The organism is Sphingomonas sp. Leaf62 (assembly GCF_001421915.1).
GTDB lineage: Bacteria > Pseudomonadota > Alphaproteobacteria > Sphingomonadales > Sphingomonadaceae > Sphingomonas.
The window spans coordinates 306,576-332,715 of sequence record NZ_LMLN01000002.1; the positions used below are offsets into that span (position 1 = coordinate 306,576).

At 66.2% G+C, this 26,140-nt stretch carries 27 protein-coding genes; 13 read left to right on the forward strand and 14 right to left on the reverse strand.

The features are described from left to right. Positions 1-3 precede the first annotated feature (3 nt). Genes ASE91_RS02175 through gltB form a run of 4 tightly spaced genes read left to right on the forward strand, consistent with a single transcriptional unit; the run spans position 4 to position 6,744 of the window. Positions 4-1,449 carry an NAD(P)-dependent oxidoreductase gene (locus ASE91_RS02175; protein ID WP_056622308.1) on the forward strand — a complete coding sequence of 482 codons (1,446 nt, stop codon included), beginning with the start codon at positions 4-6 and terminating at the stop codon, positions 1,447-1,449. Continuing rightward, positions 1,446-1,745: a nucleotidyltransferase domain-containing protein gene (locus tag ASE91_RS02180; RefSeq protein WP_056622223.1), complete on the forward strand. Its 300-nt coding sequence runs from the start codon at positions 1,446-1,448 to the stop codon at positions 1,743-1,745. Before ASE91_RS02175 ends, ASE91_RS02180 begins: the two co-directional genes overlap by 4 nt. Then, positions 1,742-2,215, forward strand: a complete 474-nt coding sequence (locus ASE91_RS02185; RefSeq protein ID WP_056622225.1) for a hypothetical protein — start codon at positions 1,742-1,744, stop codon at positions 2,213-2,215. Before ASE91_RS02180 ends, ASE91_RS02185 begins: the two co-directional genes overlap by 4 nt. After that, positions 2,212-6,744, forward strand: coding sequence for a glutamate synthase large subunit (gene gltB, locus ASE91_RS02190; protein WP_056622227.1), 4,533 nt, complete (start codon positions 2,212-2,214; stop codon positions 6,742-6,744). Before ASE91_RS02185 ends, gltB begins: the two co-directional genes overlap by 4 nt. A gap of 65 nt (positions 6,745-6,809) precedes the next feature. Here the strand turns inward: gltB and ASE91_RS02195 are convergent, their stop codons facing one another. Continuing rightward, a complete protein-coding gene (locus ASE91_RS02195; protein WP_056622229.1) occupies positions 6,810-7,397 on the reverse strand; it encodes a hypothetical protein in 588 nt (195 codons plus the stop codon). 45 nt (positions 7,398-7,442) lie between these two features. On the opposite strand from ASE91_RS02195, the gene ASE91_RS02200 reads away from it, so the two are divergent. Next, the gene (locus tag ASE91_RS02200) at positions 7,443-8,114 is read left to right on the forward strand and encodes a glutathione S-transferase family protein (protein WP_056395461.1); all 672 of its coding nucleotides are present in this window, start codon (positions 7,443-7,445) and stop codon (positions 8,112-8,114) included. Between the two features lie 9 nt (positions 8,115-8,123). Next, positions 8,124-8,747 carry a hypothetical protein gene (locus ASE91_RS02205; RefSeq protein ID WP_156357607.1) on the forward strand — a complete coding sequence of 208 codons (624 nt, stop codon included), beginning with the start codon at positions 8,124-8,126 and terminating at the stop codon, positions 8,745-8,747. Positions 8,748-9,225: 478 nt separating this feature from the next. On the opposite strand, the gene rpoN is transcribed toward ASE91_RS02205, so the two are convergent. From rpoN to ASE91_RS02235, 6 genes are all read right to left on the reverse strand, one after another. Then, a complete protein-coding gene (gene rpoN, locus ASE91_RS02210) occupies positions 9,226-10,707 on the reverse strand; it encodes an RNA polymerase factor sigma-54 (RefSeq protein WP_056622233.1) in 1,482 nt (493 codons plus the stop codon). 5 nt (positions 10,708-10,712) lie between these two features. Next, entirely contained in the window at positions 10,713-11,498 is a 786-nt protein-coding gene (gene lptB / locus ASE91_RS02215; protein ID WP_055998417.1) for an LPS export ABC transporter ATP-binding protein, read from the reverse strand. Between the two features lie 358 nt (positions 11,499-11,856). Beyond that, positions 11,857-12,402, reverse strand: coding sequence for an LptA/OstA family protein (locus tag ASE91_RS02220; protein WP_056622235.1), 546 nt, complete (start codon positions 12,400-12,402; stop codon positions 11,857-11,859). 5 nt (positions 12,403-12,407) lie between these two features. Next, entirely contained in the window at positions 12,408-13,046 is a 639-nt protein-coding gene (gene lptC, locus ASE91_RS02225; RefSeq protein WP_055998420.1) for an LPS export ABC transporter periplasmic protein LptC, read from the reverse strand. A 9-nt stretch (positions 13,047-13,055) separates the two neighbouring features. Then, entirely contained in the window at positions 13,056-13,676 is a 621-nt protein-coding gene (locus tag ASE91_RS02230) for a ribonuclease D (RefSeq protein WP_056622236.1), read from the reverse strand. Between the two features lie 75 nt (positions 13,677-13,751). Continuing rightward, complete coding sequence (locus ASE91_RS02235) at positions 13,752-14,567, reverse strand: TerC family protein (RefSeq protein WP_056622238.1); 816 nt, start codon at positions 14,565-14,567, stop codon at positions 13,752-13,754. Between the two features lie 217 nt (positions 14,568-14,784). Between ASE91_RS02235 and ASE91_RS20905 the strand changes: the two genes are divergently transcribed. Both ASE91_RS20905 and ASE91_RS02245 read left to right on the forward strand, forming a co-directional pair. Beyond that, the gene (locus tag ASE91_RS20905) at positions 14,785-15,633 is read left to right on the forward strand and encodes a cold-shock protein (protein WP_056622239.1); all 849 of its coding nucleotides are present in this window, start codon (positions 14,785-14,787) and stop codon (positions 15,631-15,633) included. Between the two features lie 93 nt (positions 15,634-15,726). Continuing rightward, complete coding sequence (locus tag ASE91_RS02245) at positions 15,727-16,083, forward strand: bleomycin resistance protein (protein WP_056622242.1); 357 nt, start codon at positions 15,727-15,729, stop codon at positions 16,081-16,083. 79 nt (positions 16,084-16,162) lie between these two features. Here the strand turns inward: ASE91_RS02245 and ASE91_RS02250 are convergent, their stop codons facing one another. Then, positions 16,163-16,390 carry a hypothetical protein gene (locus tag ASE91_RS02250; RefSeq protein ID WP_235530263.1) on the reverse strand — a complete coding sequence of 76 codons (228 nt, stop codon included), beginning with the start codon at positions 16,388-16,390 and terminating at the stop codon, positions 16,163-16,165. A 340-nt stretch (positions 16,391-16,730) separates the two neighbouring features. Here ASE91_RS02250 and ASE91_RS02260 point away from each other — a divergent pair, with 340 nt between their 5' ends. Continuing rightward, entirely contained in the window at positions 16,731-17,681 is a 951-nt protein-coding gene (locus tag ASE91_RS02260) for a glutathione S-transferase family protein (protein ID WP_056622248.1), read from the forward strand. A 31-nt stretch (positions 17,682-17,712) separates the two neighbouring features. Further along, positions 17,713-18,522, forward strand: a complete 810-nt coding sequence (locus ASE91_RS02265) for a glutaminyl-peptide cyclotransferase (protein ID WP_235530265.1) — start codon at positions 17,713-17,715, stop codon at positions 18,520-18,522. A gap of 41 nt (positions 18,523-18,563) precedes the next feature. Here the strand turns inward: ASE91_RS02265 and ASE91_RS02270 are convergent, their stop codons facing one another. The 4 genes from ASE91_RS02270 to ASE91_RS02285 form a co-directional block, all read right to left on the reverse strand. Then, positions 18,564-20,174 carry a cisplatin damage response ATP-dependent DNA ligase gene (locus ASE91_RS02270; protein ID WP_056622250.1) on the reverse strand — a complete coding sequence of 537 codons (1,611 nt, stop codon included), beginning with the start codon at positions 20,172-20,174 and terminating at the stop codon, positions 18,564-18,566. 47 nt (positions 20,175-20,221) lie between these two features. Beyond that, entirely contained in the window at positions 20,222-20,713 is a 492-nt protein-coding gene (locus tag ASE91_RS02275) for a Dps family protein (RefSeq protein WP_055998447.1), read from the reverse strand. A 108-nt stretch (positions 20,714-20,821) separates the two neighbouring features. Continuing rightward, the gene (locus ASE91_RS02280; RefSeq protein WP_056622252.1) at positions 20,822-21,382 is read right to left on the reverse strand and encodes a TMEM165/GDT1 family protein; all 561 of its coding nucleotides are present in this window, start codon (positions 21,380-21,382) and stop codon (positions 20,822-20,824) included. A gap of 12 nt (positions 21,383-21,394) precedes the next feature. Next, the gene (locus ASE91_RS02285) at positions 21,395-21,679 is read right to left on the reverse strand and encodes a hypothetical protein (protein ID WP_055998452.1); all 285 of its coding nucleotides are present in this window, start codon (positions 21,677-21,679) and stop codon (positions 21,395-21,397) included. A 180-nt stretch (positions 21,680-21,859) separates the two neighbouring features. Here ASE91_RS02285 and rpmG point away from each other — a divergent pair, with 180 nt between their 5' ends. Next, the gene (gene rpmG, locus ASE91_RS02290) at positions 21,860-22,027 is read left to right on the forward strand and encodes a 50S ribosomal protein L33 (RefSeq protein ID WP_055757016.1); all 168 of its coding nucleotides are present in this window, start codon (positions 21,860-21,862) and stop codon (positions 22,025-22,027) included. A 351-nt stretch (positions 22,028-22,378) separates the two neighbouring features. On the opposite strand, the gene ASE91_RS02295 is transcribed toward rpmG, so the two are convergent. Then, positions 22,379-22,681: a hypothetical protein gene (locus ASE91_RS02295; protein ID WP_056395508.1), complete on the reverse strand. Its 303-nt coding sequence runs from the start codon at positions 22,679-22,681 to the stop codon at positions 22,379-22,381. 86 nt (positions 22,682-22,767) lie between these two features. On the opposite strand from ASE91_RS02295, the gene ASE91_RS02300 reads away from it, so the two are divergent. Together ASE91_RS02300 and ASE91_RS02305 are read left to right on the forward strand one after the other, a co-directional pair. Next, positions 22,768-23,190, forward strand: coding sequence for a CBS domain-containing protein (locus ASE91_RS02300; protein ID WP_055998465.1), 423 nt, complete (start codon positions 22,768-22,770; stop codon positions 23,188-23,190). 56 nt (positions 23,191-23,246) lie between these two features. Further along, a complete protein-coding gene (locus ASE91_RS02305; protein ID WP_056622254.1) occupies positions 23,247-24,179 on the forward strand; it encodes a hypothetical protein in 933 nt (310 codons plus the stop codon). Positions 24,180-24,372: 193 nt separating this feature from the next. Here ASE91_RS02305 and ASE91_RS02310 read toward each other — a convergent pair whose 3' ends face one another. Next, a complete protein-coding gene (locus ASE91_RS02310) occupies positions 24,373-25,788 on the reverse strand; it encodes a lipopolysaccharide biosynthesis protein (protein WP_235530266.1) in 1,416 nt (471 codons plus the stop codon). Between the last annotated feature and the right edge of the window lie 352 nt (positions 25,789-26,140).

The window sequence follows — 26,140 nt, forward strand, 5'->3', positions numbered from 1 at the left end:
ATCATGGCCGATCAAGCAATGCTGAAGTTCGTTTCGCGTCCCCAAGCCTATCCGGCGAAGCGGGAAGCCGAATTGCGTGCGGAGGACTTCCGCGAGATCGCGGAGCGTTACGCTCCGCCCACTGCCGAGGATCAGGCAGGGCGCTGCTCGCAATGCGGCGTCCCCTATTGTTCGGTCCATTGCCCGCTGCACAATCATATTCCCGACTGGCTGCGCCTGACCGCCGAGGGGCGGTTGCAGGAAGCGTATCAGCTGTCCAACAGCACCTCGACCATGCCCGAGATTTGCGGTCGCATCTGTCCGCAGGACCGGCTGTGCGAGGGCAATTGCGTCATCGAGTTTTCGGGCCACGGCGCGGTCACGATCGGGTCGGTCGAAAAGTTCATCACCGATACCGCATGGGAAAATGGCTGGGTCGAACCGGTCGCGGTCGGTCCGGCGCGGGGCCAGTCGGTCGGCATCATCGGCGCGGGTCCGGCGGGGCTGGCGGCGGCGGAATGGATGCGCAATCTCGGCTACGAGGTCCATGTCTACGACCGGTACGACCGCGCGGGCGGGTTGCTGACCTATGGCATTCCCGGCTTCAAGCTGGAAAAGCCGGTGGTGATGCGCCGGGTCGAACGGTTGAAGGAAGGCGGCATCGTCTTCCACGAAAAGTTCGAGGTCGGTCGCGACGCCACGCTCGACGATCTGCGCCAGCGGCACGATGCTGTGCTGATCGCGACCGGCGTGTACAAGCCCCGTGCGATCAAGGCACCGGGTGTCGGCAGCGGCGGGGTGGTCGATGCGCTCGATTATCTGACCACGTCGAACAAGATCGGTTTCGGCGACAGCGTGGCCGCCTATGACGACGGTTCGCTCAATGCGGCGGGCAAGAATGTCGTCGTCGTCGGCGGCGGCGATACTGCGATGGACTGCGTTCGCACCGCGATCCGTCAGGGCGCGAAGTCGGTGAAGTGCCTCTATCGCCGCGACCGCACCAACATGCCGGGATCGCAGCGCGAAGTCGCCAATGCCGAGGAAGAGGGCGTCGAGTTCGTCTGGCTTTCCGCCCCCGCTGCGTTCGACGAGCGCGACGGTCAGGTGGTGCAGGTGCGCGCTACCGGGATGCGCCTCGGCGCGCCCGACGCTTCGGGCCGGCGTGCGCCGGAAACCGATCCGGGCAACGAATTCGTGCTCGACGCCGATCTGGTGGTGAAGGCGCTGGGTTTCGATGCCGAGGATCTGCCGACGTTGTTCGACGCCCCCGAACTGGGCGTGACGCGCTGGGGCACGGTCCGCGTCGACGGCAAGTCGATGATGACGTCGCTCGACGGCGTGTTCGCGGCGGGGGACATCGTACGCGGTGCGAGCCTCGTGGTGTGGGCGATCCGCGACGGGCGCGACGTGACCGAGCGGATGCACGGTTATCTGAAGGCGAAGGCCAAAGCGGGAAGGCAAGCGGCGTGAGGCTGAAGCCGAACGAGGTGCAGGCGATCAAGGCGGCGGCGCGCGAAGCGTTCGGCGAGGATGTCGTCGTGCGCCTGTTCGGCAGCCGGGTGCGCGACGACCTGCGCGGTGGGGATATCGACCTGCTGGTCGAGGTCGATGCGGGTCTTGCGACCGAGGCACTGGCCGACCGGTTCCGGGACCGTCTGTTCGAACGGATCGATGAGCAGAAGGTGGATGTCGTCTTTGCCCCGCGATCGAGCGAATGGTCCGCTTTCGCCCGCATGGTCGCACCGCAAGCGGTGGCGCTGCCGTGAGCGATGCCGACGACGTCCTGCACGCAACGCTGTTGCGGTGCCGCCGGCTGTCGGTCGGCATCGACGAGTTGCGCCCGATATTGTCGGCACATCTTCCCACGCAAATCTCGGTGCTGGAGGCGCTGCCGCTGATCGAGCGGATCGCTTCGATCGCGTTGCTGAAACGGGTCGAACAGTTGCAGGATATGATCGCGCGGCTGGTCCGCCTGGTCGCCGTCTGGGAGTTGCTCGACACCGCCATGATGACGCGGCGCGACATGGCGAACTGGATGGAAAAGACCCGGTTCGTCGAGGATGCCGATCAGTGGGTCGACCTGACCCTGCTGCGCAATCGTCTGGTGCATGAATATCCGATCGACGAGGCGGAGCAGGTTCGCCGGGTCAATCAATGCTGGGATGCCGCGACGCAATTGCAGTCGATCGTCACAGCGATCGTAACCTATCTTTCCACGAAAGGGTTTTCGGCATGACCGATATGACCTCCGAACGCCTCCGCCTCGCCACCGAAGGCATGTACCGCCCCGAATATGAGGGCGACGCCTGCGGCGTCGGCATGGTCGCCGCGACCGATGGCAAGCCGTCGCGCCGGGTCGTCCAGTCGGCGATCGATGCGCTGCGGGCCGTGTGGCACCGTGGCGCAGTCGATGCCGATGGCAAGACGGGCGACGGCGCGGGTATCCATGTCGACCTGCCGCACCGCTTCTTCGACGACGCGATCGCCGCGTCGGGGCACAAGCCGATGCATGCCCGGCTCGCGGTCGGCATGGTGTTCATGCCGCGCACCGATCTGGGTGCGCAGGAAACCTGCCGCACCCTGGTCGAATCGGAGATCATCGAGGCGGGCTGGTCGATCTATGGCTGGCGGCAGGTGCCGGTCGACGTGTCGGTCATCGGCATGAAGGCGCAGGCGACCCGCCCCGAGATCGAACAGATCATGATCGCCGGCCCCGCGCCGGAGGACATGGACGAGGCCGAGTTCGAAAAGAACCTGTATCTGGTCCGCAGGCGGATCGAGAAGCGGATCATCGCTGCGCAGATCACCGGTTTCTACTTCTGTTCGCTGTCGTGCCGCTCGATCATCTACAAGGGGCTGTTCCTTGCCGAATCGCTGTCGGATTTCTATCCCGACCTGACCGACGAGCGCTTCGAATCGCGCGTCGCGATCTTTCACCAGCGGTACTCGACAAACACCTTCCCGCAATGGTGGCTGGCGCAGCCGTTCCGCTGCCTTGCGCACAATGGCGAGGTCAACACGATCCGCGGCAACAAGAACTGGATGCTCAGCCACGAGATCAAGATGGCAAGCATCGCGTTCGGCGAGCGGTCGGAGGATATCAAGCCGGTGATCCCGGCCGGCGCGTCGGACACGGCGGCGCTGGACGCGGTGTTCGAAACGATCTGCCGGTCGGGTCGCGACGCGCCGACTGCCAAGCTGATGCTGGTGCCCGAGGCGTGGCAGGGCGCGGCGGACATGCCCGAAGCGCATACCGCGATGTATGATTACCTCGCGAGCGTGATGGAGCCGTGGGACGGCCCGGCCGCGCTGGCGATGACCGATGGCCGCTGGGCGGTCGCGGGGCTCGACCGCAACGCATTGCGGCCGCTGCGCTATACGCTGACCGGTGACGGGCTGCTGATCGTGGGGTCGGAAGCGGGCATGGTCCCGGTTGCCGAAGCGACGGTGGTTGAGAAGGGGCGGCTGGGGCCGGGCGAGATGCTCGCCGTCGATCTGAGCGAGGGCAGGCTCTACAAGGACCGCGCGATCAAGGACAAGATTGCGGGCGAGGCGGATTATGCCGCGATGACCGGCAAGTTCCTGACGATCGACGATTTGCCCGCCGCCACCGCCGAACCGTTGCGCTACGACCGGGCCGAACTGGCGCGGCGGCAGGTGTGCGCGGGACAGACGCTGGAGGATATGGAACTGATCCTGTCGCCGATGGTCGAAGGGGCCAAGGAAGCGATCGGGTCGATGGGCGACGATACGCCGCTGGCGGTCATTTCCGACAAGCCGCGCCTGATCAGCCATTTCTTCCGCCAGAATTTCTCGCAGGTGACCAACCCGCCGATCGATCCGCTGCGCGAGCGGTACGTCATGTCGCTCAAGACGCGGTTCGGCAATCTCGCGAACATCCTCGACGCCGCCGACCGCGGAAATGCGGTGCTGGTACTCAACAGCCCGGTGCTGACCAACACCGACTGGCTGCGGCTGAAAGCGCATTTCGGCATCCAGGCGGCGGAGATCGACTGCACCTTCCCGGCGGGTGAGGGGCCGGAGGCGCTGCGTGCCGCCATCGCTCGCATCCGGGCGCAGGCCGAACAGGCGGTGCGCGAAGGGCGCAGCGAGCTGTTCCTGACCGACGAGCATCTCGACGCGACCAAGGTGCCGATCGCCGGCGTGCTGGCGGCGGCAGCGGTGCATACGCATCTGGTCCGCAAGGGGCTGCGCTCCTACGCATCGATCAACGTGCGGTCGTCGGAATGCCTCGACACGCATTATTATGCGGTGCTGATCGGGGTCGGCGCGACGACGGTGAACGCCTATCTGGCCGAAGCCGCCATCGCCGATCGTCATGCGCGCGGGCTGTTCGGGGAGATCAGCATGGACGAGGCGCTGAAGCGCCATCGCACCGCGATCGACGAAGGGCTGCTCAAGATCCTGTCGAAGATGGGGATCGCGGTGATCTCCAGCTATCGCGGCGGCTATAACTTCGAGGCGGTGGGCCTCAGCCGCGCGCTGGTCAACGACTTCTTCCCCGGCATGCCGGCCAAGATTTCGGGCGAGGGCTATCATTCGCTCCACGTCAACGCGACCGAACGGCACGAGGCGGCGTTCGATACGGCCGTCGCGACGCTGCCAATCGGCGGCTTCTATCGCCAGCGCGGCGGTGGCGAGGCGCATGCCTATTCGGCGCAGCTGATGCACCTGTTGCAGACGGCGGTCGCGACCGACAGCTATTCGACCTATATGCAGTTCTCGCGCGGGGTGCGCGACCTGCCGCCGGTCTATCTGCGCGACGTGCTGGAGTTCAACTTCCCCGAAACCGGCGTGGCGATCGATCAGGTCGAGGCGATCACCGAGATCCGCAAGCGGTTCGTGACGCCGGGCATGTCGCTGGGCGCGCTGAGCCCGGAAGCGCATGAGACGCTGGCGATCGCAATGAACCGGATCGGCGCAAAGGCGGTGTCGGGCGAGGGTGGCGAGGATTCGATCCGCTATCAGCCGTACGAGAATGGCGACAACGGCAATTCGGTCATCAAGCAGGTGGCGAGCGGAAGGTTCGGCGTCACCGCCGAATATCTCAACGCCTGCGACGAGATCGAGATCAAGGTCGCGCAGGGTGCCAAACCCGGCGAGGGCGGGCAGCTGCCCGGTTTCAAGGTGACCGAGTTCATCGCCAAGCTGCGCCATGCGACGCCGGGGGTGACGCTCATTTCGCCGCCACCGCATCACGACATCTATTCGATCGAGGATCTGGCGCAGCTCATCTACGACCTCAAGCAGATCAACCCGAAGGCGCGGGTCTGCGTCAAGCTCGTGTCGTCCGCCGGAATCGGCACGGTGGCGGCGGGCGTGGCGAAGGCGCATGCCGACGTCATCCTCGTGTCGGGCCATGTCGGCGGGACCGGCGCGTCACCGCAGACCAGCATCAAATATGCCGGCACGCCATGGGAAATGGGGCTGTCGGAGGTCAACCAGACGCTGACGCTGAACGGCCTGCGCGGACGCGTGGTGCTGCGCACCGACGGCGGCCTCAAGACCGGACGCGACATCGTCGCCGCCGCGATTTTGGGTGCGGAAGAGTTCGGGATCGGCACGCTGTCGCTGGTGGCGATGGGCTGCATCATGGTGCGTCAGTGCCATAGCAACACCTGCCCGGTCGGCGTGTGCGTGCAGGACGAGCGGCTGCGCGCCAAGTTCACGGGGACCCCGGAAAAGGTCATCAACCTGATGACCTTCATCGCCGAGGAAGTGCGCGAGATCCTGTCGCGCCTGGGCGTGCGCAGCCTGAACGACGTGGTCGGGCGGACCGAGTTCCTGCGGCAGGTCAGCCGCGGGGCCGAGCATCTCGACGATCTCGACCTCAACCCGATCCTCGCGAAGGTCGATGCCGACGAGAGCGAGCGGCGGTTCAGCCTGTCGACCTTCCGCAACGAAGTGCCCGACAGCCTCGACGCGCAGATGATCAAGGATGCGGCGGCGGTATTCTCGCGCGGTGAGAAGATGCAGCTGACCTATTCGGTGCGCAACACCCACCGCGCGGTCGGCACCCGGCTGTCGTCCGAGATCACCCGCACGTTCGGCATGTCGAAGCTGGCCGATGGTCATGTGACGGTTCGCCTGCGCGGGTCGGCGGGGCAGAGCCTCGGCGCGTTCCTGTGCAAGGGCATCAAGCTGGAGGTGTTCGGCGACGCCAACGACTATGTCGGCAAGGGGCTGTCGGGTGGCACGATCGTCGTGCGGCCGATGGTGTCGTCGCCGCTGCGCAGCCACGAGAATACGATCGTCGGCAATACCGTGCTGTACGGTGCGACCAGCGGCAAGCTGTTCGCGGCGGGGCAGGCGGGCGAGCGCTTCGCGGTCCGCAATTCGGGCGCGACCGTGGTCGTCGAGGGCTGTGGCGCCAATGGCTGCGAATATATGACCGGCGGCGTCGCGGTCGTGCTGGGGCGGACCGGCACGAACTTCGGGGCGGGCATGACCGGCGGCATGGCATTCATCTACGACCATGACGCCAGCTTCGAACGCAACCACAACCCGGAGAACATCGCACTCCACCGGCTGGGATCGACGCATTGGGAAGGCGTGCTGAAGGATCTGGTCGCCCAGCATCATGCCGCCACCGACAGCAAATGGTCGGGCGCGATCCTTGAGGATTGGGACCGGTGCAAGGGTCGGTTCTGGCAGGTGGTGCCGAAGGAAATGCTGACGCGGCTGCCACACCAGTTGCTCGACGATGCGGCGGGTGACCCGGGACAGGCGGTCGCCGCCGCTTGAACCCGCGCGTCGCGACGGTCGGTCGATCGTCGCGGCGTTGCGCTATCGTCCGGTAGCGTTCGCCGTCATGACGGATGCCGGCCGGTCGTGGAAACGGCCGGTCCGTCGGTCCCGCGTCGTACGGCGATCCAGCCGAACGCGGCATAGACCATCATTGCCCACCAGCCGCCATCGGTGACGAACAGATAGGCGATGCCGATCGCCGCCAGCGCCATGGCGGTCAGCAGCGCGAGCCCGGTCGGCAGCGCGGCCGCCAGCAGCACCGCGCCCGCGACCGTCGCCACCACCGCCTGAACGCCGAGCCACGCATAGGAACCGGACACGCCCAGCGATCCGATCGCCGGCAGCTTGACCGTCGCGAAGCCGCGCATCGCATTGGGAAAGGCGTCGGCGGCGAGATGTAGGCCGATGCCGATCGCGAGTCCGGCCATCACCGGTCGCCAGCGGCGCGCGATCAGCGCCAGTGCGAGGGGCAGCAGCGAATGGGTCAGGCCGCTGCGATGGCCGATCGGCAGCCACAGGTCGAGATCGGGCAGGGTGGTGCCCGCGATCCCGGCACAGATCGCTGCCGCAGCGTGGACCATCGACCGGCGCGAGGCGCGTGCCAGCAGGATCGCGCCCGCCAGCCAGACCAGAGCAATCAGCAATCCCACACGAATCCCCTTCCGCGCCGTCGCCGTGCCGCCTAACACGACGGCATGTGGCAGCTTCTGCAATTCCCGTTATGTCCCTTTTCACGCAAGGTCCGTCTGCTGCTGGCGGAGAAGAGCATCGGCTATCAGCCGGTGCGCGAATCGCCATGGACGCGGCGGGACGAGTTCCTGCACCTGAACCCCGCCGGACAGACGCCGGTGATGATCGACGAACAGGCCGGTATCCGCCTGATCGATTCGATGGCGATCTGCGAATATATCGAGGAGACGGGCGACAAGCCGGCGATGCTGAACGGCAGCGCCGCCGACCGCGCCGAACAGCGGCGGCTGGTGACGTGGTTCGACACCCAATTCTATCGCGAGATCACCGGACCGTTGCTGATGGAGCGGATGGAGAAGCGCATCGTCCACCGTCAGACGCCAGACACGCGCGTGCTGCGCGAGGCGATGAAGGCGGCGGTCGAGCATCTCGATTATATCGACTATCTGCTCGACCATCGGCAGTGGATCGGTGGGGCGACGATGAGTCTGGCCGATCTGGCGGCGGCGGCGCAGATTTCGATCGCGGACTATCTGGGCGGGATCGACTTCAAGACGCACGACCTGGCGAAGCGATGGTATGTCGGCATGAAGAGCCGGCCGAGTTTCCGGCCGCTGCTCGCCGAGCGGATGGAAGGCGTGCCGCCACCGGCGGATTATGAGAAGCTGGACGTTTAAGGGAAACTGGTGCGTGCGGCAGGGGAGGCCGAAATGATCGACATGCCGCAAACACCGCCGTCGGCCTATGAACAGGTCATGGTACAGAAGCTGGTGCGATGCGGCCTGCGGGCGGACGGCTTCACCGTGCGGTACGAAGCCGAATTGCAGAGCGTCGAGGTCGTGATCGGAGAAGGTGCCGGCGCAACCGAAAAGCATGTCGAGTGTATCCGGCAGGTGGCGGGATCGGAGATCGTCACCATCCGCGATCCGGCGGTGCAACGGGCTTATGAAGAACGGATTGGGGAGGTCATGCGTCCGGTAATGCTGGCCAGTGCCAAGACCGAACTGGAACGGCGCGGCGTCCTGAACGACTTTCCGCGGCGGTCCGCCTATCCGACCGACAAGGCGTTCGCCGAAGCATTGGAACGCCAGTGCGGTCTGGTACCCGGAGCGATGTTCGTGGAAACCGCTGGCGGATTGATCCTGCGACCCGACGCGATGGGTGGCGGGTCTTTCGACAAGCTGACGTGCGTCATGGCCGCGGCGCAATATGCCCAGGCTCAGGGGGATCGCTTCACGTTCGGCATCATCGGCAACGAACAGTTTGCTCCAGATCCGGAGAAGGCCGTTCCGACGAGGCCGACGCGATAGGCGGCGGGAACGAGCGCGAGATCCGGTGGCGGCGGCGCAGATTTCCGATCGCCGATTACCCGCAAGGATCGATTTCCGGACGCAGGACCGTTCGACGCGCTGGCAGGTGGTAAGAAGTGCTGCCCGAGCTTCGGGCCGTTGCCGGTGGAGCGTTTGAAGAGTGTGCCGCGACCGGCAATGTATGGCAACCGGACGTTTTTGGACGTCTTGGAGCGGCCCGTCGACGTTGCGTTCGGGGCGGCGTGTTCTCGACGGACGCTTCTCGACAGGCTCGAAGCTGCTCGAACCGAACGGGTGGTAGCGGGAACGGGTTGTGTGATTACAGTGACTTGGTAATTTGCGCCGGCCAAAGGTCACAAAGGTCACACTCGTGCGCGTTTTGCGATCGGGGTGACCTTGCCCGGTGGCGGGACGGCGGAATCTACGGTTAAAAAGAGCGTCGGCGATCCTGCCACCCGTTGCCGCTTGTAGGAAAGCGCTACCGGCCGAGCGCCTTTTGCCGGCGTCGCTGGACCGAGGAGCCCAGCCCGATCGCCTCGCGATATTTCGCCACCGTCCGCCGGGCGATGTCGAAGCCCTTGGCGTTCAACAATTCGACCAGCGTGTCATCGGACAGGATCTTTTTCGGGTCTTCGGCCGCGATCAGGCTGCGGATCGCTTCCTTGACCGCGAGCGCCGATACCGCCTCGCCGCCATCGGCCGACTGGATGGCGGAAGTGAAGAAATACTTCATCTCGAACAGCCCGCGCGGGCAGGACAGATATTTGTTCGAGGTCACGCGGCTGACCGTCGATTCGTGCATCTCGATCGCTTCGGCGATCTTCGCCAGCGTCAGCGGGCGGAGATGGGCGACGCCCTGACGAAAGAACGCCTCCTGCTGCTTCACGATCTCGGTCGCGACCTTCAGGATGGTGCGCTGCCGCTGGTCGAGCGCCTTCACCAGCCAGTTGGCGCTGGCGAGGCAATCGGACAGCCATGCCTTGGACGATTTGGTGCCGTTCGCGCTGAGTTCGGCGAAATAGCCGCGATTGACCAGCACGCGCGGCAGGGTGGCGCCGTTGATCTCGACCGCCCAGCCATCGCCGCGCGGCGCCACGAACAGGTCGGGGACCACCGACTGGGCACGTTCGCCGCCGAAGCGACAGCCGGGTTTGGGGTCATAGCCGCGCAACTCGCGGATCATGTCGGTCAGGTCTTCGTCGTCGACCTCGCAGATCCGGCGCAGCTGCGGCAGCGCGCCGCGCGCGAGCAGGTCGAGATGGTCGAGCAGCCGCATCATGCACGGATCGTAGCGATCGACCTCGCGCGCCTGAATCGCGAGACATTCGGCAAGGCTGCGCGCGCCGACGCCGCTGGGGTCGAAAGTCTGGACGATGCCCAGCACCGCTTCGACGCGGGCGAGCGGCACGCCGAGCCGGTTGGCGATGTCGAGCAGCGAACCCGACAGATAGCCGCAATCGTCGATCTGATCGATGATCGCGCTGGCGATGAACAGGTCGGCCCCGGCGACGCTGGCCCCGGCCTGTTGCAGCAGATGGTCGATCAGCGAGATGTCGGCGCTGGCCAGCGCGTCGAGATCGGGGGCGTCCTCGAACCCGCCGGCACCGGTCGCGGCGAGGCCGAGGCCGCCGTCGAGCGAGCCGACCCCGTCGGAGGCACTGTCATGATGGAAGGTTTCGCTGAGATCGAGGTCGAGCGATTCGCCGCTCGCCGCGCCCAGCCCGAGCAGTTCGTCGGACCCGGCGGGTTCGCCGGCCGCGACCGGATCGGGTGCTTCGGCCGCCGGGCCGTCATCGTCGCTGCCGCCCGATTCGAGCAGCGGGTTCTTTTCGATTTCCTCGGCAAGGAACCCTTCGATTTCGAGATTCGACAGCGCGAGCAGGCGGATCGCCTGCTGCAACTGGGGCGTCATCACCAGCGATTGCGACTGGCGCAGGTCGAGGCGAGGCGCGAGGCTCATCGCGGTTAGAGTTCGAACCCTTCGCCGAGATACAGGCGGCGGACATTGGCGTCGGCGACCAGTTCGGACGGCGAGCCGGCGAACAGCACCCGCCCGTCATAGATGATATAGGCGCGGTCGACGATTTCGAGCGTCTCGCGGACATTGTGGTCGGTGATGAGCACGCCGATGCCGCGCGATTTGAGCTGGATCACCAGATCGCGAATGTCGGCGATCGAAATCGGATCGATGCCGGCAAAGGGTTCGTCGAGCAGGATGATCGTCGGATTGGCCGCCAGCGCGCGCGCGATTTCGGCGCGTCGCCGCTCGCCGCCCGACAAGGCCATGGCGGATGCCGTGCGCAGCCGGGTGAGGCCGAATTCGTCGAGCAGCTGTTCGAGTCGCGCCGCGCGCGTCACCTTGTCCGGTTCGGCCAGTTCGAGCACGGCGAGGATGTTCTTTTCGACCGACAGCCCGCGGAAGATCGACGTTTCCTGCGGCAGATAGCCAAGGCCGAGGATCGCGCGGCGGTACATGGGCAGCGCCGTGATATCCTCGCCATCCAGCAGGATGCGGCCGGCATCGGGCTTTACGAGACCCATCGCCGAATAGAAGCTGGTCGTCTTGCCCGCGCCATTGGGGCCGAGCAGGCCGACGACCTCGCCACGCCCGACCGACATCGACACGTCGGACAAAACGACGCGCTTGTCATAGGATTTGGCGATTGACACGACCGACAGCCCCCGGTCGGAGGGGCGTTCGTGCACGGGGACAGCGTCGGCGCTGCGGGACAACAGGGTGGTGTCGGTCATCGGCAGCGTCCTGATCGCATAGCAATGGTTACCGTACCGTTAGAGATTGACCGGACCCAAGTTGAACCACCGTCATCGCCCTGCGGGCGACCGCTTCGCGGCGGGGTGCTTTCGACGGGACGCTGCGTTGCTCGTCGGTCACGATGCTTTGGCATCGCTCCCTCCTCGCGCCTTGCCTCACGCCGAAATCCCCTCCGTGCCGATGCTCCAACTTGGGTCCGGTCAATCTCCAGGGCGGAACGATTGGCAGGAATATTGCATGAAAGCGGCGGTGGCGGAAGGTCCGATCGCCGGCCCGCGCAGGTTATGCGATGAATGCAGGCTTAATCGTCGCCGGCGGGGCGGACGCGCCCGCCCCCTAGTTCCGCTTGGGAACCGAGAACCGCCCGGTGACACGACCGCCGCTCTGCTGGACCGATCCGCCCGGCGCGGCGGTGGTGCCGACGCCAGACCCGTCGATCGTCGCGCGGCCGGTGTCGAGGTCGATCGACAGCCGCCCGCCGGTCAGGGTGTTGGCCCCCTGCGTCAGCTGCACGCCGCCGATCATCGTGACGACGCGGCGATTGACGTCATAGACGGCAAAGCGCGACTTCGCGGTCTGATCGGGGCGGGTGACGGTGACGTTGCCGGTCGCGTCCATGCGCGATGCCTGGGGCGAGGCGCCTTCGGTGACCTGCCCGACATAGTCGACGACGACCCGGTCGGCGGTGAGCGTCATGGTCGACTGGCGAATGGTCACGCCGCCGGTCAGGACGGCGCGGTTGGCGCGATCCTGCAATTCGATGGCGTTCGCCGAAAAATCGATCGGCGCGTTCGAGTTGTGCCGCGTCTGCGCCTGGGCCGACCCGAGGATGGCGAGGAGGCCGAAGGTGGCGGCGAGGCCCGGGAGCGCGTGGCGAATCATCGCGGCTATTTCGTGCGTGCCGGGTCGATACGCAAGCGGGCATTGCCGGTCAGCCGCACGGTGCGCGCCTCGAGATCGGCGTCGAGCCGGTCGCCGCTGAACGTTCCCATCGATGTAGTGCCGGTGACCGCGCTGCCGCTTTGCAGGCGGCGGGTCTTGAGATCGACGGTCGCGTCGTTGGTGTCGAGCGCATAGCCGTCGGCCGCGCGGAAGCGGATCGGGCCGTTCACCGCGACCTGTTCGGTCTGCATGTCATAGCGTCCCCGCGGTGCCGTCAGCCGCGCGGGACCATCGGGCAGGCGGATGGCGGCGGCCAGTTGCTGCAGCTGCACCACCGGTTCGGCCGAGCTTTTCTGCACCGCCGATCCGGCATCGATGACGAAGGGCTGACCCTTGGCATCCTGTCCGCGATATTCGGCGGCGCGCAGGCGCATCCGTTCCTGCGCGACGGCGACCTTGTTCTTGTCGAGGACGAAGCTGGTATCGCCGCGCATGAACAGCGGGGCCATCACCAGAAACGCGGCCAGCACGCCGATGCCGATCGGCAGCACGACCATCAGGAATCCGATCAGCCGGTCATGCGCACTGCCCGGCGCTGCACGGCGTTGCCGGCGCGAGCGTTCCTGGCGGGCGATTTCCGACATCCTCTGCCCTTACATGTGCGCGAAGATATCGGTCTCGGGCCAGCCGGCGAGATCGAGGGCGGCACGGTGCGGCAGGAAATCGAAACAAGCCTGCGCCAGACCGGTGCGCCCTTCGCGGGCCAGCCGCTTCGTCAGTTCCTCGCGCAGCGCGTGGAGGAAGCGGACGTCGGAGGCGGCATAATCGCGCTGCGCATCGGACAGCACCGGCCCCCCCCAATCGGACGATTGCTGCTGCTTGGACAAATCCTGCCCCAGCAGTTCGCGGACCAGTTCCTTCAGGCCGTGGCGATCGGTGTAGGTGCGGACCAGCCGCGACGCGATCTTGGTGCAGAATACCGGGCCGGCGGTGACGCCCAGATAATGCTGGATCGCGGCAAGGTCGAACCGGCCGAAATGATAGAGCTTCACGCGGGCCGGATCGGCCAGCACCGCCTTCAGGTTCGGCGCGGCATAATCGCTGCCGGGATTGAAGCGGACCAGATGCTGGTTCTCGCCGCCATCGGACAGCTGCACGACGCACAGCCGGTCGCGCGGGGTGATCAGGCCCATCGTCTCGGTATCGACGGCGATGTCGGCGCCGGGGGCGAACACGTCGGCCGGCAGGTCTTCTTCGTGGAAATAAACGCTCATCGGTTGCGCCTAGCGGTTCGCGCGCTGTTTGAAAACTCGCTGGCGCGAGTTTTGCGGGAGCGGGCCGGTGCCGCCTTAATGGGAAACGTCGCGCTCAATGGCTTCCCGGGCCTTGCGCTTCTTCGTCTTCGATCGGCGCGAGACGATGTTCAGCGTCTCGACCCCGGCGGAGAATGCCATCGCGGCATAGATATACCCCTTGGGCACATGCACGCCGAAGCCGTCGGCGATCAACACCGCGCCGATCATCAGCAGAAAGCCGAGGGCAAGCATGACGACGGTCGGGTTGGCGTTGATGAAGCGCGCCAGCGGATCGGCGGCGACCAGCATGATCGCCACGGTAACGATCACCGCCGCCATCATGATCGGCACCTCGTCGGTCATGCCGACCGCGGTCAGGATCGAATCGATCGAGAACACCATGTCGAGCGCGACGATCTGCGCGATCGCCGAACCGAGCCCGAGGGCGGCCTTGCCCTTCCGGTCGAGCGCGTCGCCGGTGGATTCGTCGTCCATCGTGTGATGGATCTCCTTTGTCGCCTTCCACACCAGGAACAGCCCGCCGGCGATCAGGATGAGGTCGCGCCACGAAAAGGCGGTTTCGAAGCTCGGCCGGCCATAGCCGTCGGGCGACCCCTGAATGCCGAGGTCGAACACCGGGGTCGTCAGCGAGACGATGAACGCGATCATCGACAACAGCAGCAGCCGCATGACCAGCGCGAGGCCGATCCCGATTCGCCGCGCCAGTTGTTGCTGATGGGCCGGCAACTTGTTCGACAGAATCGAAATGAAGATCAGGTTGTCGATGCCGAGCACGACTTCCAGCACGACCAGCGTGAGGAACGCGGCCCATGCCGTCGGGTCGGCGATCAGCGCCATCATGGTGTCCATCGGGCGATTCTGTGCCGTCTTCGCCACATAATCGCAAGATAATCGCCATGATCGCGGCGACAGGAACGATTGCAGCGGCGAAATTCGTTTGGGGCCGCGCGCTTTTACGCTATGCAGGGATGTGGCACCCGGCTTGGCGGTGCCCGGACACCTGCGTTTTTCGCTCGGCGCTTGGGTTTAGAATGAAGTTGGGCGAACCAGGAAGACGAACAGGGCAATGAGTTTCGATCGAGGACGGCGCGGCGAGCGCGGTGGGCGCGGCAGGGACAAGCGCGACGGTTTTGGTGACGAAGGCAGCAGCAGCAGCTACGGCGGCGGCGGCTTCGGCGGCGATCGCGGTGGCTTCGGCGGCGGTGGATTTGGCGGCGGCGGCTTCGGCGGCGGCGGCAGCAGCTACGGTGATCGTGGCGGCGGTGGCGGCTTCGGCGGCGGCGGCGGCGGTTTCCGTGGTGGCGGCGGCTTCGGCGGCGGCGGTGGCGGCTTCGGTGGTGGCGGCGGCGGCGGTGGCCGCGGCATGCCCCCGCAGGTCGTCGGCGAGGCGACCGGTGTCGTAAAGTTCTTCAACGCGCAGAAGGGCTTCGGCTTCGTCGTCCGTGATGATGGCGGCGAAGACGTGTTCGTGCACATCTCGGCCGTCGAACAGGCCGGGCTGAGCGCGCTGGCCGAAGGGCAGCCGATGGGCTTCACGCTCGTCGATCGTGGCGGCCGCATTTCGGCGACCGATCTGAAGATCGACGGCGAACCGATGGCAGTCACCGGCGGTGGCGCACCGCGCGAAGCACGTGAACCGCGTGATGCCGGCCCCCGTGGCGGCGCAGGCGGCGGCATGGGCGGCCCGCAGCGTCAGCTGACCGGCGAGCGCGCCAGCGGCGTCGTGAAGTTCTTCAACGCGATGAAGGGCTTCGGCTTCATTCAGCGCGACGATGGACAGCCGGACGCATTCGTCCACATCTCGGCCGTCGAGCGCGCGGGTCTGCCGACGCTTAACGAAGGCGATCGCCTTGAGTTCGAACTCGAAGTCGATCGTCGCGGCAAGCACGCCGCGGTGAACCTCAACAAGCTCTGAGGTTCGCGCTTCGGCGACAGGAAAGCGGCCGGTCACTCGCAAGGGTGGCCGGCCTTTTTCGTTTCGGGAACTCCGTACGGGATCGGGCATCCGATGGATCTGGCGACACCCAATTTGCCGTCGCGCGACTTCGCGGTGACATCGGCCTTTTTCGCCGCGCTCGGGTTTCACGAGGCATGGCGCGACCCGACCTGGATGATCCTCGAACGAGGGTCGCTGAAGCTCGAATTCTTCCCGTGGCCCGATTTCGATCCCGCGACGAGCGGCTATGGCAGTTGCCTGCGGCTCGACGATCTCGACGCATTTTATGCGGTCGCGCAGGCGGCGGGAATTGTGGAGCAATCGACCGGCTTTCCGCGATTGCAACCGGCCCGCGAGCAGAACGGCCTGCGGATCGGCGCGTTGCTCGATCCCGATGGTTCGCTGCTGCGGTTGATCCAGAATCCCTGAGTGGATGTCGGCGTGCGGGGCCGGCGTTCCCGGCACGCTCGCAGCAGCTCCGACCGACCGGCAGGACGGCGTTGGAGGGTCAGCGTCGGCAATAGCCGAGCCGATAGGCTACCCCGCCTGCGCAGAGACCAGCGAGACAATAGCCAAGAACGTCGAGCGGTTCGTCGAACCAGCGGGTGCCGGGATCGCCGATGATCGCCATCACTGCCCCGATCAGGCCGCCGGCGATCAACCCGAAGCGCAGCGCGTCGCCGCGGCGCTGTCGTCCCGATCGTATTGCAAAATCCCACAGGGTCAGCCCGAGCATCAGGCAGATCGGCACGGCGATGACCCATTAGAAGACGATGCTGAACAGCGACAATTGGAGCAGTCCGGCGAGGGGATAGGCGACGGCCGGTCCATGGTCGACTGCTTTTCGCAGCGCCGAGGAGTTGCCTCGAAGCAGGATGGGAACACCGACGAGGTTTGATCGGATCGACGGCCGCGTCCGATTCCCGCTGCGGACCGGGAGCGGGCTGACGAAGGGATGCGCGCAGGTCGCTTGCGGCTTCACATCCTATCGATCGAAATCGCTCTGTTCGGCGAATTGAAGCTGATCGGAAACCGGCCGCCCTGCGTTGGACCGCCGGATAGCGAAAGGATCGCCGATGGGCATGTTGCAGCACGGGGTTTGGACCAACGACACGCCGGTCGCACCGACCGACGCATCGGGCAATTTCCAGCGGGCGGAGAGCGGGTTCCGCGACTGGCTGACCCGCGATGGGGGTGCGGGGCCGGAGGGACAGCGCGGCATGCCGGCGGAAGCGGGGCGCTATCATCTGTATGTCAGCCTCGCCTGCCCATGGGCGCATCGGACGCTGGTGGTGCGCGCGCTGAAAGGATTGCAGGATTTGCTGCCGGTCACGGTGGTCGGGCCGTTGATGGGTGCGCAGGGATGGAGCTTTGCGGAGGCGTTCGGCGGTAGCGGCGATCCGGTCAACGGCGTCGATCATCTGCACCAGCTCTACACGCTCGCCGATCCCGACATGACCGGCAAGGTCACCGTGCCGGTGCTGTGGGACAAGGCCGAACGCCGGATCGTGAACAACGAATCGTCGGATATCCTGCGGATGCTGAATACCGCGTTCGACGATCTGGGCGCGACGCCGGGCGATTATTATCCGGCGGCGCTGCGCGGCGAGATCGATGCAATCAACGATCGCGTCTATGCGAGCGTCAACAACGGCGTCTATCGCGCGGGCTTCGCGACGACGCAGGCCGCGTATGACGACGCGGTCGCTGCGCTGTTCGACTCGCTCGACTGGCTGGAGGATCGGCTGACGGGCGATTGGCTGGTCGGCGATCGTCTGACCGAGGCGGATATCCGGTTGTTCACCACGCTGGTGCGGTTCGACCCGGTCTATCACGGGCATTTCAAATGCAATGTCCGCCGCCTGCTCGACTATCCCCGGCTGCGCGCGCTGACCGAACGGATCGCGGCATTGCCGGGCGTCATGGACACGATCGATCTCGACCAGATCAAGACGCACTATTATCGCAGTCACAAGGATATCAATCCGACCGGGATCGTGCCCGCCGGCCCGGCGGTACCCTTCTGACGGTTCAGCAACGGGCAAGGCGGATGCGAGGATGACGACGACGATGATCCGCTGGTTGATGCCCCTGAGCCTCGCGCTCGCCACCGCCGCGTCCGCGCAGGCCGGCGCGCCCCCGCTTGCGCCGGTGCAGCCGGTCCCGGTCGAGGGGATTTCGGCGCGGATCGTGGCGCGCTATCCGCATGATCGCACCGCCTTCACGCAGGGACTGGTGTGGCATGATGGGGCGCTGTTCGAAAGTACCGGACAGCCCGGCGTGTCCGATGTGCGGCGGGTCAATCTGGCCGACGGCAAGGTGCTGGCGCGCGCCCGGCTGCCGGGGGAGCAGTTCGGCGAAGGGCTGGCAGTCGACGGGCAGCAACTGGTCAGCCTGACGTGGATGGACGGCATCGCCCATCGCTGGAACGCCAAGACGCTGAAGGCGGTCGGCACCGCGCGCTATGCCGGGGAGGGCTGGGGACTGGCGAGCGACGGCGAGTCGCTGATCCTGTCGGACGGGACGCCGACGCTGCGCTTTCTCGATCCCAAGACGTTCAGGGAGCGGCGACGGGTGACGATCACCGCCAATGGCCGCCCACTGCATAACCTGAACGAGCTGGAGATGATCGACGGCAAGCTGTGGGGCAATATCTGGCATCGCGACTATATCGTGCGGATCGATCCGGCGACGGGGGCGGTCGACGGGCTGGTCGATCTTGCACCGCTGCGCGCGGAGCTGGGGGCACTCGATCCGGAGGCGGTGTTGAACGGGATCGCGTGGGATGCGGGGACCAAGCGCCTGTTCGTTACCGGCAAATGGTGGCCGATGCTGTTCGAGATCGCGTTGGAGCCAGTGGCGGGGTGATCGTACGCCCGCCTACGCGGGGGTACGACAACGTGCAGGGTTCAGCTCACCAGTTTCAGCAACGTCGCGACGTGATCGGCCTCGGTGGCGGGTTTGTCGGTGCGGATGCGGTTGATGCGGGGGAAGCGCATCGCGACCCCCGATTTATGGCGTTTCGATGCGTGGATCGAATCGAACGCGACTTCGAGGACCAGCGTCTTCTCCACCTCGCGCACCGGGCCGAAGCGTTGCACGGTATGCTGGCGGACGAAGCGGTCGAGATCCTTCAATTCGGCATCGGTGAAGCCCGAATAGGCCTTGCCCACCGGCAGCAATTCGCCGCCCTCGGCCGGGTCGCCGGTCCAGCAGCCGAAGGTATAGTCCGAATAGAAGGACGATCGCTTGCCGCTGCCGCGCTGGGCGTACATCATCACGCAGTCGGCGACGAGCGGGTCGCGTTTCCATTTATACCACAGCCCGACGCGCCGCCCGGCGACATAGGGCGAGTCGCGCCGCTTGAGCATGACGCCCTCGATCGCGGCGTCGCGCGCGCCGCTGCGGATATCGGCGAGCGCGTCGAAATCGGCGGCGTCGATCAGGCGCGACAGGTCGAAGACGGTCGGGTCGAGCCGCGGCACGAAGGTTTCGAGCCGGGCGCGGCGGGCGGTCCATGGCTGGTCGCGCAGATCCTCGGCGCCGTCGAACAAAATGTCGTAGAGGCGAACGAAGGCGGGATAGTCGGCCAGCATCGCCTTCGACACGATTTTCCGCCCCAGCCGCTGTTGCAGCGCGTTGAAGCTGGCGGCACCGGCATCGGCATGGACGCTCGCGCCCTGTCCATCGCCGCGCACCAGCAATTCGCCGTCGAGCACGCCGGGTGTGCGGAAGGCGGCGGCGACTTCGGGGAAGGCGGCGGTGATGTCGTCGCCGGCGCGGCTGTAGAGGCGGGTCTCGGCCCCGACATGGACCAGTTGTACCCGGATGCCGTCCCATTTCCATTCGGCGGCATAGTCGGCAAGGTCGACCACGCCGTCGTCGAGCGGGTGGGCGAGCATGAACGACCGGAACACCGGCAGGTCGGCGGCGTGCGGCTGCTCGCCGCGCCCCTCCGCCCAGGCGAAGAGTTCGGTGTAGGGCGGGGCGAGGCCGTGCCACACTTCCTCGACCGCATCGACATCGAGCCCGAACGCCTGCGCCAGTGCGGTTTTGGCCAGCCGGGCGGAGACGCCGACGCGCAGCGCCCCGGTGGCGAGCTTCAGCAGCGCATAGCGTTCGTCGGATTCGAGCCGGTCGAGCATGTCGGCGAGCGCGCGCGGCGCATCGGAACGCGACAGGCTGGCGAGGCGGCTGACGACGGTATCGAGCGTCAGCGGATCGGCATCGTGGATCGTACCGGGCGGCGGTTCGGGCCAGAGCAACGCCACGGTCTCGGCAGTGTCGCCGACGAAATCGCGGCTCATCGCGAACAGGACGGGATCGGTGCGTTCGGTAATGAGCGCGCGGATCATCGCCGATTTGACGGCGGGCAAGTCGAGATCGCCGGTCAGTGCGGCGATCGCCCAGCCACGATCGGGATCGGGCGTATCGCGCAGATAGGTGCCGATCAGAGCCAGCTTGGCATTGCGCGACCGGGTGTAGATCAGGCGGTCGAGCAGATCGGCAAAGGCGCGCATCGGTTCATGCGGACGGGCGGGGCGGCAAGACCGCCCCGCGCACCCGATCAGCCCTTGCGAGCGGCTTCGAACAGGAACCAGGCGCGTTCCTCGGCCTGATCGATCCATTCGTCGGCAAGACTGCTGGTCGCGGTGTCGCCGGCATCCTCGGCAGCTTCGCGAGCTTCGCGGAAACGCTCGACCAGCTTCAGATTGTCGTCGCGCAGCTCGGCGAGCATGTCGTCGGGCTTCACGAAATCCTTGTCATTGTCCTTGATCGCGGCGCGGCGGGCGATGTCGCCGATCGAGCGCAGCGTGGTGTTGCCGGTCTTTCGCACGCGTTCGGCGATGACGTCGGTCACGGCGAGGATCTGCGAAGCCTGATCGTCGAGCATCAGGTGATAGTCGCGAAAATGCGGACCGGAGACGTGCCAGTGGAAGTTCTTCGTCTTCAGATACAGGGTGAAACAGTCAGCGAGCGCGGCGTTCAGCCCGTCGGCGACGGTCACCGTCTTGTTGTTGGGCAGGTCGGTGGGGGTGTCGAGCGCGGGGTTGGTCACAGGGAAAATCTCCGGCAGGATATGGTTCGGTTCAGCAACGATCGCGCTGGCGAATCTTTCCCGGCCGCGCCGCTCAAAAAATCCGGTCGTGGTGATCGCCGGAGCAGATTACAGCAGGCGCAGCGCACCGAGACCGAGGATCGCGCCGGTCAGGCCGAGCAACAGCGTCGCAATCGCCCGGATCGCGGCGAGCGGCAGCTTCAGCCAGTCGCGCTCGCCGAACGTTGCCGACGCGAGCAGGAGGATCGCGCCGGCCAGCGCACCCCCGACCGCGCCGGTCACGGGATCGGGGGTTCGCGCCACGAGCGCGAAGACGAGGAACTGGCTGCGGTCGCCAAGGGTCAGAACCGCCATGCCGAGCAGCCCGGTCAGGAACGGCGGCAGTCGCCAGTCGCCGAGGCGGTCCTTGATTCGCGCCGGAAACGGCACCGACGTCGCGGCGCCGATCAGCGCGACGGCGAGCATGAGGTCGCGGGCATTGGGGGTCAGGATCGGCGCGGCCAGCCTGCCGCCGATTGCCGCCAGCACGAAACCCGCCGCCTCTGCGACGATCGCGCCCCATAGTGCGCCGCGTCCCGACCGGTCGGACAGGATCGCGGCGAGCAGAGGCGGGCGGTCGCTCGCCCCGGCCAGCAGGACCGCGACGAACGCGGGGACGAGCGGGTCCATGCCGTGGCCGGATCAGTCGGCGAACCGCACCGTGCAGGCGGCGGCATAGGCCTGCGCCGTGGCGATGTCGCTGCGGCCGCAGTGCATCGCTTCGCGGGCGAGCGCGGTCCATTCGCCGATCGACCGGCGTTCGCCCCGGGCGATCGCGGCGTCGACCACCGCAAGGATGCTGAGCGCGGGCAGACTCGATTCGGCGATGGCGATGGCGCGAATCGCCTCGATCTCCGCCAACGGACAGAGGCGATGCCCGACGCGTAGTGCCCGTTCCGCATCGATGTGCACTGACTCGATCCGCATCCTTACCTCCAACGCTTTGAATCCCAAGCTAGGATGCGATCGTTACGTTTCGATGAAGGCCGCTCGTCTTGACTTTGGCCGGGGATTGGCTCATGCGCCCACGTCTTGCAGCAGCCCCCGTGTGGCGGGCCGCTATTCATTGTCAATTCGCGGGCGTCAGGCCCAAGGGGTTTTTGGGTCATGGCAAAGCCGACCACCGTCAAGATCAAGCTCGTCAGCTCGGCCGATACCGGCTTCTTCTACGTCACCAAGAAGAACCCGCGCAACCAGACCGAAAAGCTGACCTTCCGCAAGTATGACCCGGTCGTGCGCAAGCATGTCGAGTTCAAGGAAGCGAAGATCAAGTAAGCCGCTCCGGTCCCGAGGGACCGGGCGTGTCGCTTGACGCTTTCCGCAAAACCCGCCGGACGTCGATGAGCGACCGGCGGGTTTTGCTGTGTTGGGGACGGATGCGTTGCGAGGCTTGCGAAGGGCGATCCGTCACCCGGACTTAATTATGACCTTTGCGAAAGTACCGAACGGCACCGGCGCTCCACCGTACCCCGGCGAAGGCCGGGGGCCGGTTGGGAAGGCTTTTCCGTAGCGTGCCAGCGTCCCCCAACCGGGCCTCGGCCTTCGCCGGGGTACGGGCCATCGAGACTTGCGCAGAGGTCTCGGCTTTATCCGCGGCGACGTAGAGCGTGTAGCGGGAGCGCGGCCTTACCCCCGCCTGTCCCGCCCCGGATCGCGATCGGCATTGAACGCGTCGACGGCGGCGTCATGGCCCGATCCGTTGCTCAGGAACACCAGCGCCATCAGCGCGCCGCCCAGCATCACCGAGAATCCGACGCCGGCCAGCGTCGCCGCGGCGATCACCCAGTTCATCGATCCGATCCACCACCAGATGCCGGCCAGCGCCAGCAGCGCGGCGACCGCCGAGATCGCTGCCATCACCCTGAGCAGCCAGCGAAATCGTCCCCAGGCGAACGCGGCATATTCTGGTTCGTCGAGATCGTTCGCCATGGCTTTCAAATGGCGGCGAAGCATGAAATTCTCAACCCATGGATGCGCCGGCGGGTCGGACCGGCGCACCGATGGAGGATAGGGCGATGACCATCGCGAAACTGTTGGGCAAGCGTGCGGTCGTATCGGTTGGAGCCGATCGAACGGTACGCGAGGTCGTGGCACTGCTGGCCGAGCATCGCATCGGGGCGGTGCCGGTGCTGGAGGGGGCCGAGGTCGTCGGCATCTTTTCCGAACGTGACATGATCCACGCGCTGGTCGAACGCGGCGCGGACGCGCTCGACCTGACCGTGGCCGAACGGATGACCAGTCCGGCGATCACCGTCGATCCGGCGGCGTCGGTGCTGGGGGCGCTGTCGCTGATGACGCAGCGGCGCATCCGGCACCTGCCGGTGATCGACGCCGACCGGCTGGTCGGGTTCGTGTCGATCGGCGACCTCGTCAAATATCGCATCGACGGCATCGAGGCGGAGGCGAAGGCGATGCGCGACTATATCCAGCAGGGATAACGAACCCGGGCGCGCCGGTTGACGCGCGTTTAACCGGCGGTCGATAAGATGGCGTCATGGCCTCGCTCGGCGAACATCTCAACTGGCACTGGAAGCAATGGCGGCACCGCCGGCTGGCGCGCGGCATCCTTGCCACGCCACCGGCGATGGTGCGCGACGATGGGGTGATCGTCTTTTCGATGATCGGCAGCGCGGTGCTGTTGCCCTATCTGGTCGCGGTCAAATTGCTGCTGCATCATTTGCGGCGCGGGCGCGTCGTGATCCTCGACGACGGCACGCTGACCTCGGCGGACAGGGCGGTGCTGGCCGCGCAGCTTGGCGACCCGCAAATCATTCCGATCGATTCGGTCGTGACCGATCCCTGCCCCCGGCGCGATGTGTGGGAGCGGTTGCTGACGATCCTCGACCTGCGCGCGCACGACTATGTGATCCAGCTCGATTCGGACACGGTGACGCTGGGTCCGGTGCCCGAGGTCGCGGCGGCGATCGCGGCAGGACGCAGCTTTACGTTGTTGGGCGAAGCGGATGCCCGGTTGCTGCAAGTCGACGCCTTTGTCGCGACGCGCCGCCCGGTCGATCCGCTGTCGCCCGCCACCCATGTACAGGACGCGTCGGAGGCGGTGCTGGGCCGGGTCGACCTGCCCGGCCATGCGCCGCTCCGCTATGTCCGCGGTTGTGCCGGTTTCGCCGGCTTCGCCCGCAGCGGCGATGGGCGGGGCGTTGCCGAGGCGCTGTCGCTCGCGATGGACGGGATCCTCGGGCAACGGCAATGGCGCCGCTGGGGCAGCGAGCAGGTTGCCGCCAATGTCGTGGTCGCGAACGATCCCGATCCGGTGCTGCTGCCCTATGCGCGCTATTTCAACTTCTGGAATGCCGGTGTTCCGGGCGACGCGGCGTTCGCGCACTTCATCGGCACCTATCGCTTTCACGGCAACGCCTATCTGCGCGCGACCCGCGACGCGATTCGCCAGCTGCGCGGCGCGGAATAAGGGGCTGTTCGGAAACGCGCGAAAGGGCGAGTTTCAAGGCGGTGCCGGCCCGCTCCCCCCCACCCGGCCACCCATCGAGTGTACCCTGTGGGTGGCCGGGTGAGGGTAGCCCAGCAAAATATTACTTTGCTGGGACCCCTTGGGGAGCGGGCCGGCACCGCAAAACGTGCAGCCGCGCGTTTCCAGACAGCCTCTACCGCCGCCGGAGCATCGCGATCGCATCGGTCAGTGCGGGCCGGGCGAACAGCAGCAACATGGCCGTATAGACGCCGCCGCCGACCACGACCGACAGCGCCAGCGTCGCAGCCGGCGATCCCGGTGCAACGATCGTCTGCGCCAGCACGACTGCACCGACCATCGCCACTCCCGCCGCGAACGCCGGGCGGACGGCGGTGGCGAATTCGGCCAGCGACAGTCCGATCACCGGCAAGGCCCGGTGCAGCACGATGCCGAGCAGGATCGGATGGGCGACGATCCACGCTGCCGCCAGCCCGGCAATGCCGAAACGCCCGCCGATCAGGAACGCGATCGGCAACAGCACTGCGCCGATCGCCGTCGTCCGCGCGGTGATCCCCGGCCGCCCCATCGCATCGACCACCGGCGGGAACAGCGTCTGGAGCGCCATGAACGGCATGGCGATGCCCAGCAACGCGACCAGCGGTGCCGCCTCCCGCCACTGATCGCCCAGCGCCAGCGTCACGACCGGCCCGGCGGTCACGGTCAGCCCGAGGAAGAAGGGGACGGCGACCAGCATCACCAGTCGCACCGACCGCAGGAAGCCGTTCGCCACCGCTGCCGGATCATGCTGCATCCGGGCATAGGCGGAAAAGGCGACTTCGTTGAGCGGGGGCACGACCTTGTTGGTAAAGATCTGCGTCAGGAACAGCGCGGTGGTATAGACGCCGACCGCATGGGCATCGAACCAGCGCCCGGCGATCAGGATATCGGCCTGGCTCTGCGCGAAACCGAGCAGGCTGGCGCCGGCGACGGCACCACCATAGCGCGCGAGATGCCCGGCACCGCGAAAATCGAAGCTCGGCCACATCCATGCCTTCGCGGCGATGGTCAGCCCGACGGCGCGCGTCACGAACAGGACCGCGGGCGCAAGGACCAGCGTCCATACCCCCAGCCCGCCATAGGCGCCCCCGATCGCCGCCAGCGCGCCGAGGAAGGAGGACAGGAGATTGACCTGTGCCTGGCGATGGAAATCCATTCGCCGCGCGAGCAGCGCATAGGCGAACGAGCTGAACGGCGTGGTCAGGTACAGCAGCGACTGGACACGTAGCAGGTCGGTGACGAAGGGTTCGCGATAATAGGCCGCGGCCAGCGGCGCGATCACGAACTGCACCGCGCCCAGCGTCAGGTTGAGCAGGAGGAGCATCCCGAACACCTGGCGCTGTTGCCGGCGCGATACGTCGCCATGCTGGATCAGCGCATTGGCAAGGCCGTGGCCGTTCAGCATGTTGAGCAAGAGCAGCACGACGCCGGTCATCGCCACCAGTCCATAATCTCCCGGGGTCAGCAGCCGGATGACGAGGAAGGTCGACGCCCATGACACGATCTGCCCGACGATCTGGCTGCCCGACCGCCAGATGACGGCCCGACGCACCTGTCCGTGCAGTGATTCGGTGGGGGCGGGGGCTGATTCGGCAGGAGACTCCATCATACTACCCTGTACCCCAAGCGATTGAGGCCGCGTAAACCCGTGGAATTCCGTCGATCTGCAACTTTCCCGAAACAAAATTGCAAAAAGCCGTTGACGGTTTCCGACATCGCCCGTAGAGGGCTGTTCACCGGACGGGGCGAGCTACTCGCTTCTACCGGGACAGCGAAACGCAGGCGACGCAAACCGCCCCTCCTAAAAAAGGGGTAGCGAAGCGACGCCGGTTTCCTTGTCCGCTATTTGACATTGTTGATGTAGATGAAGGGACATGTGGGCGGCGGCTTGCGGTCTATGCCAT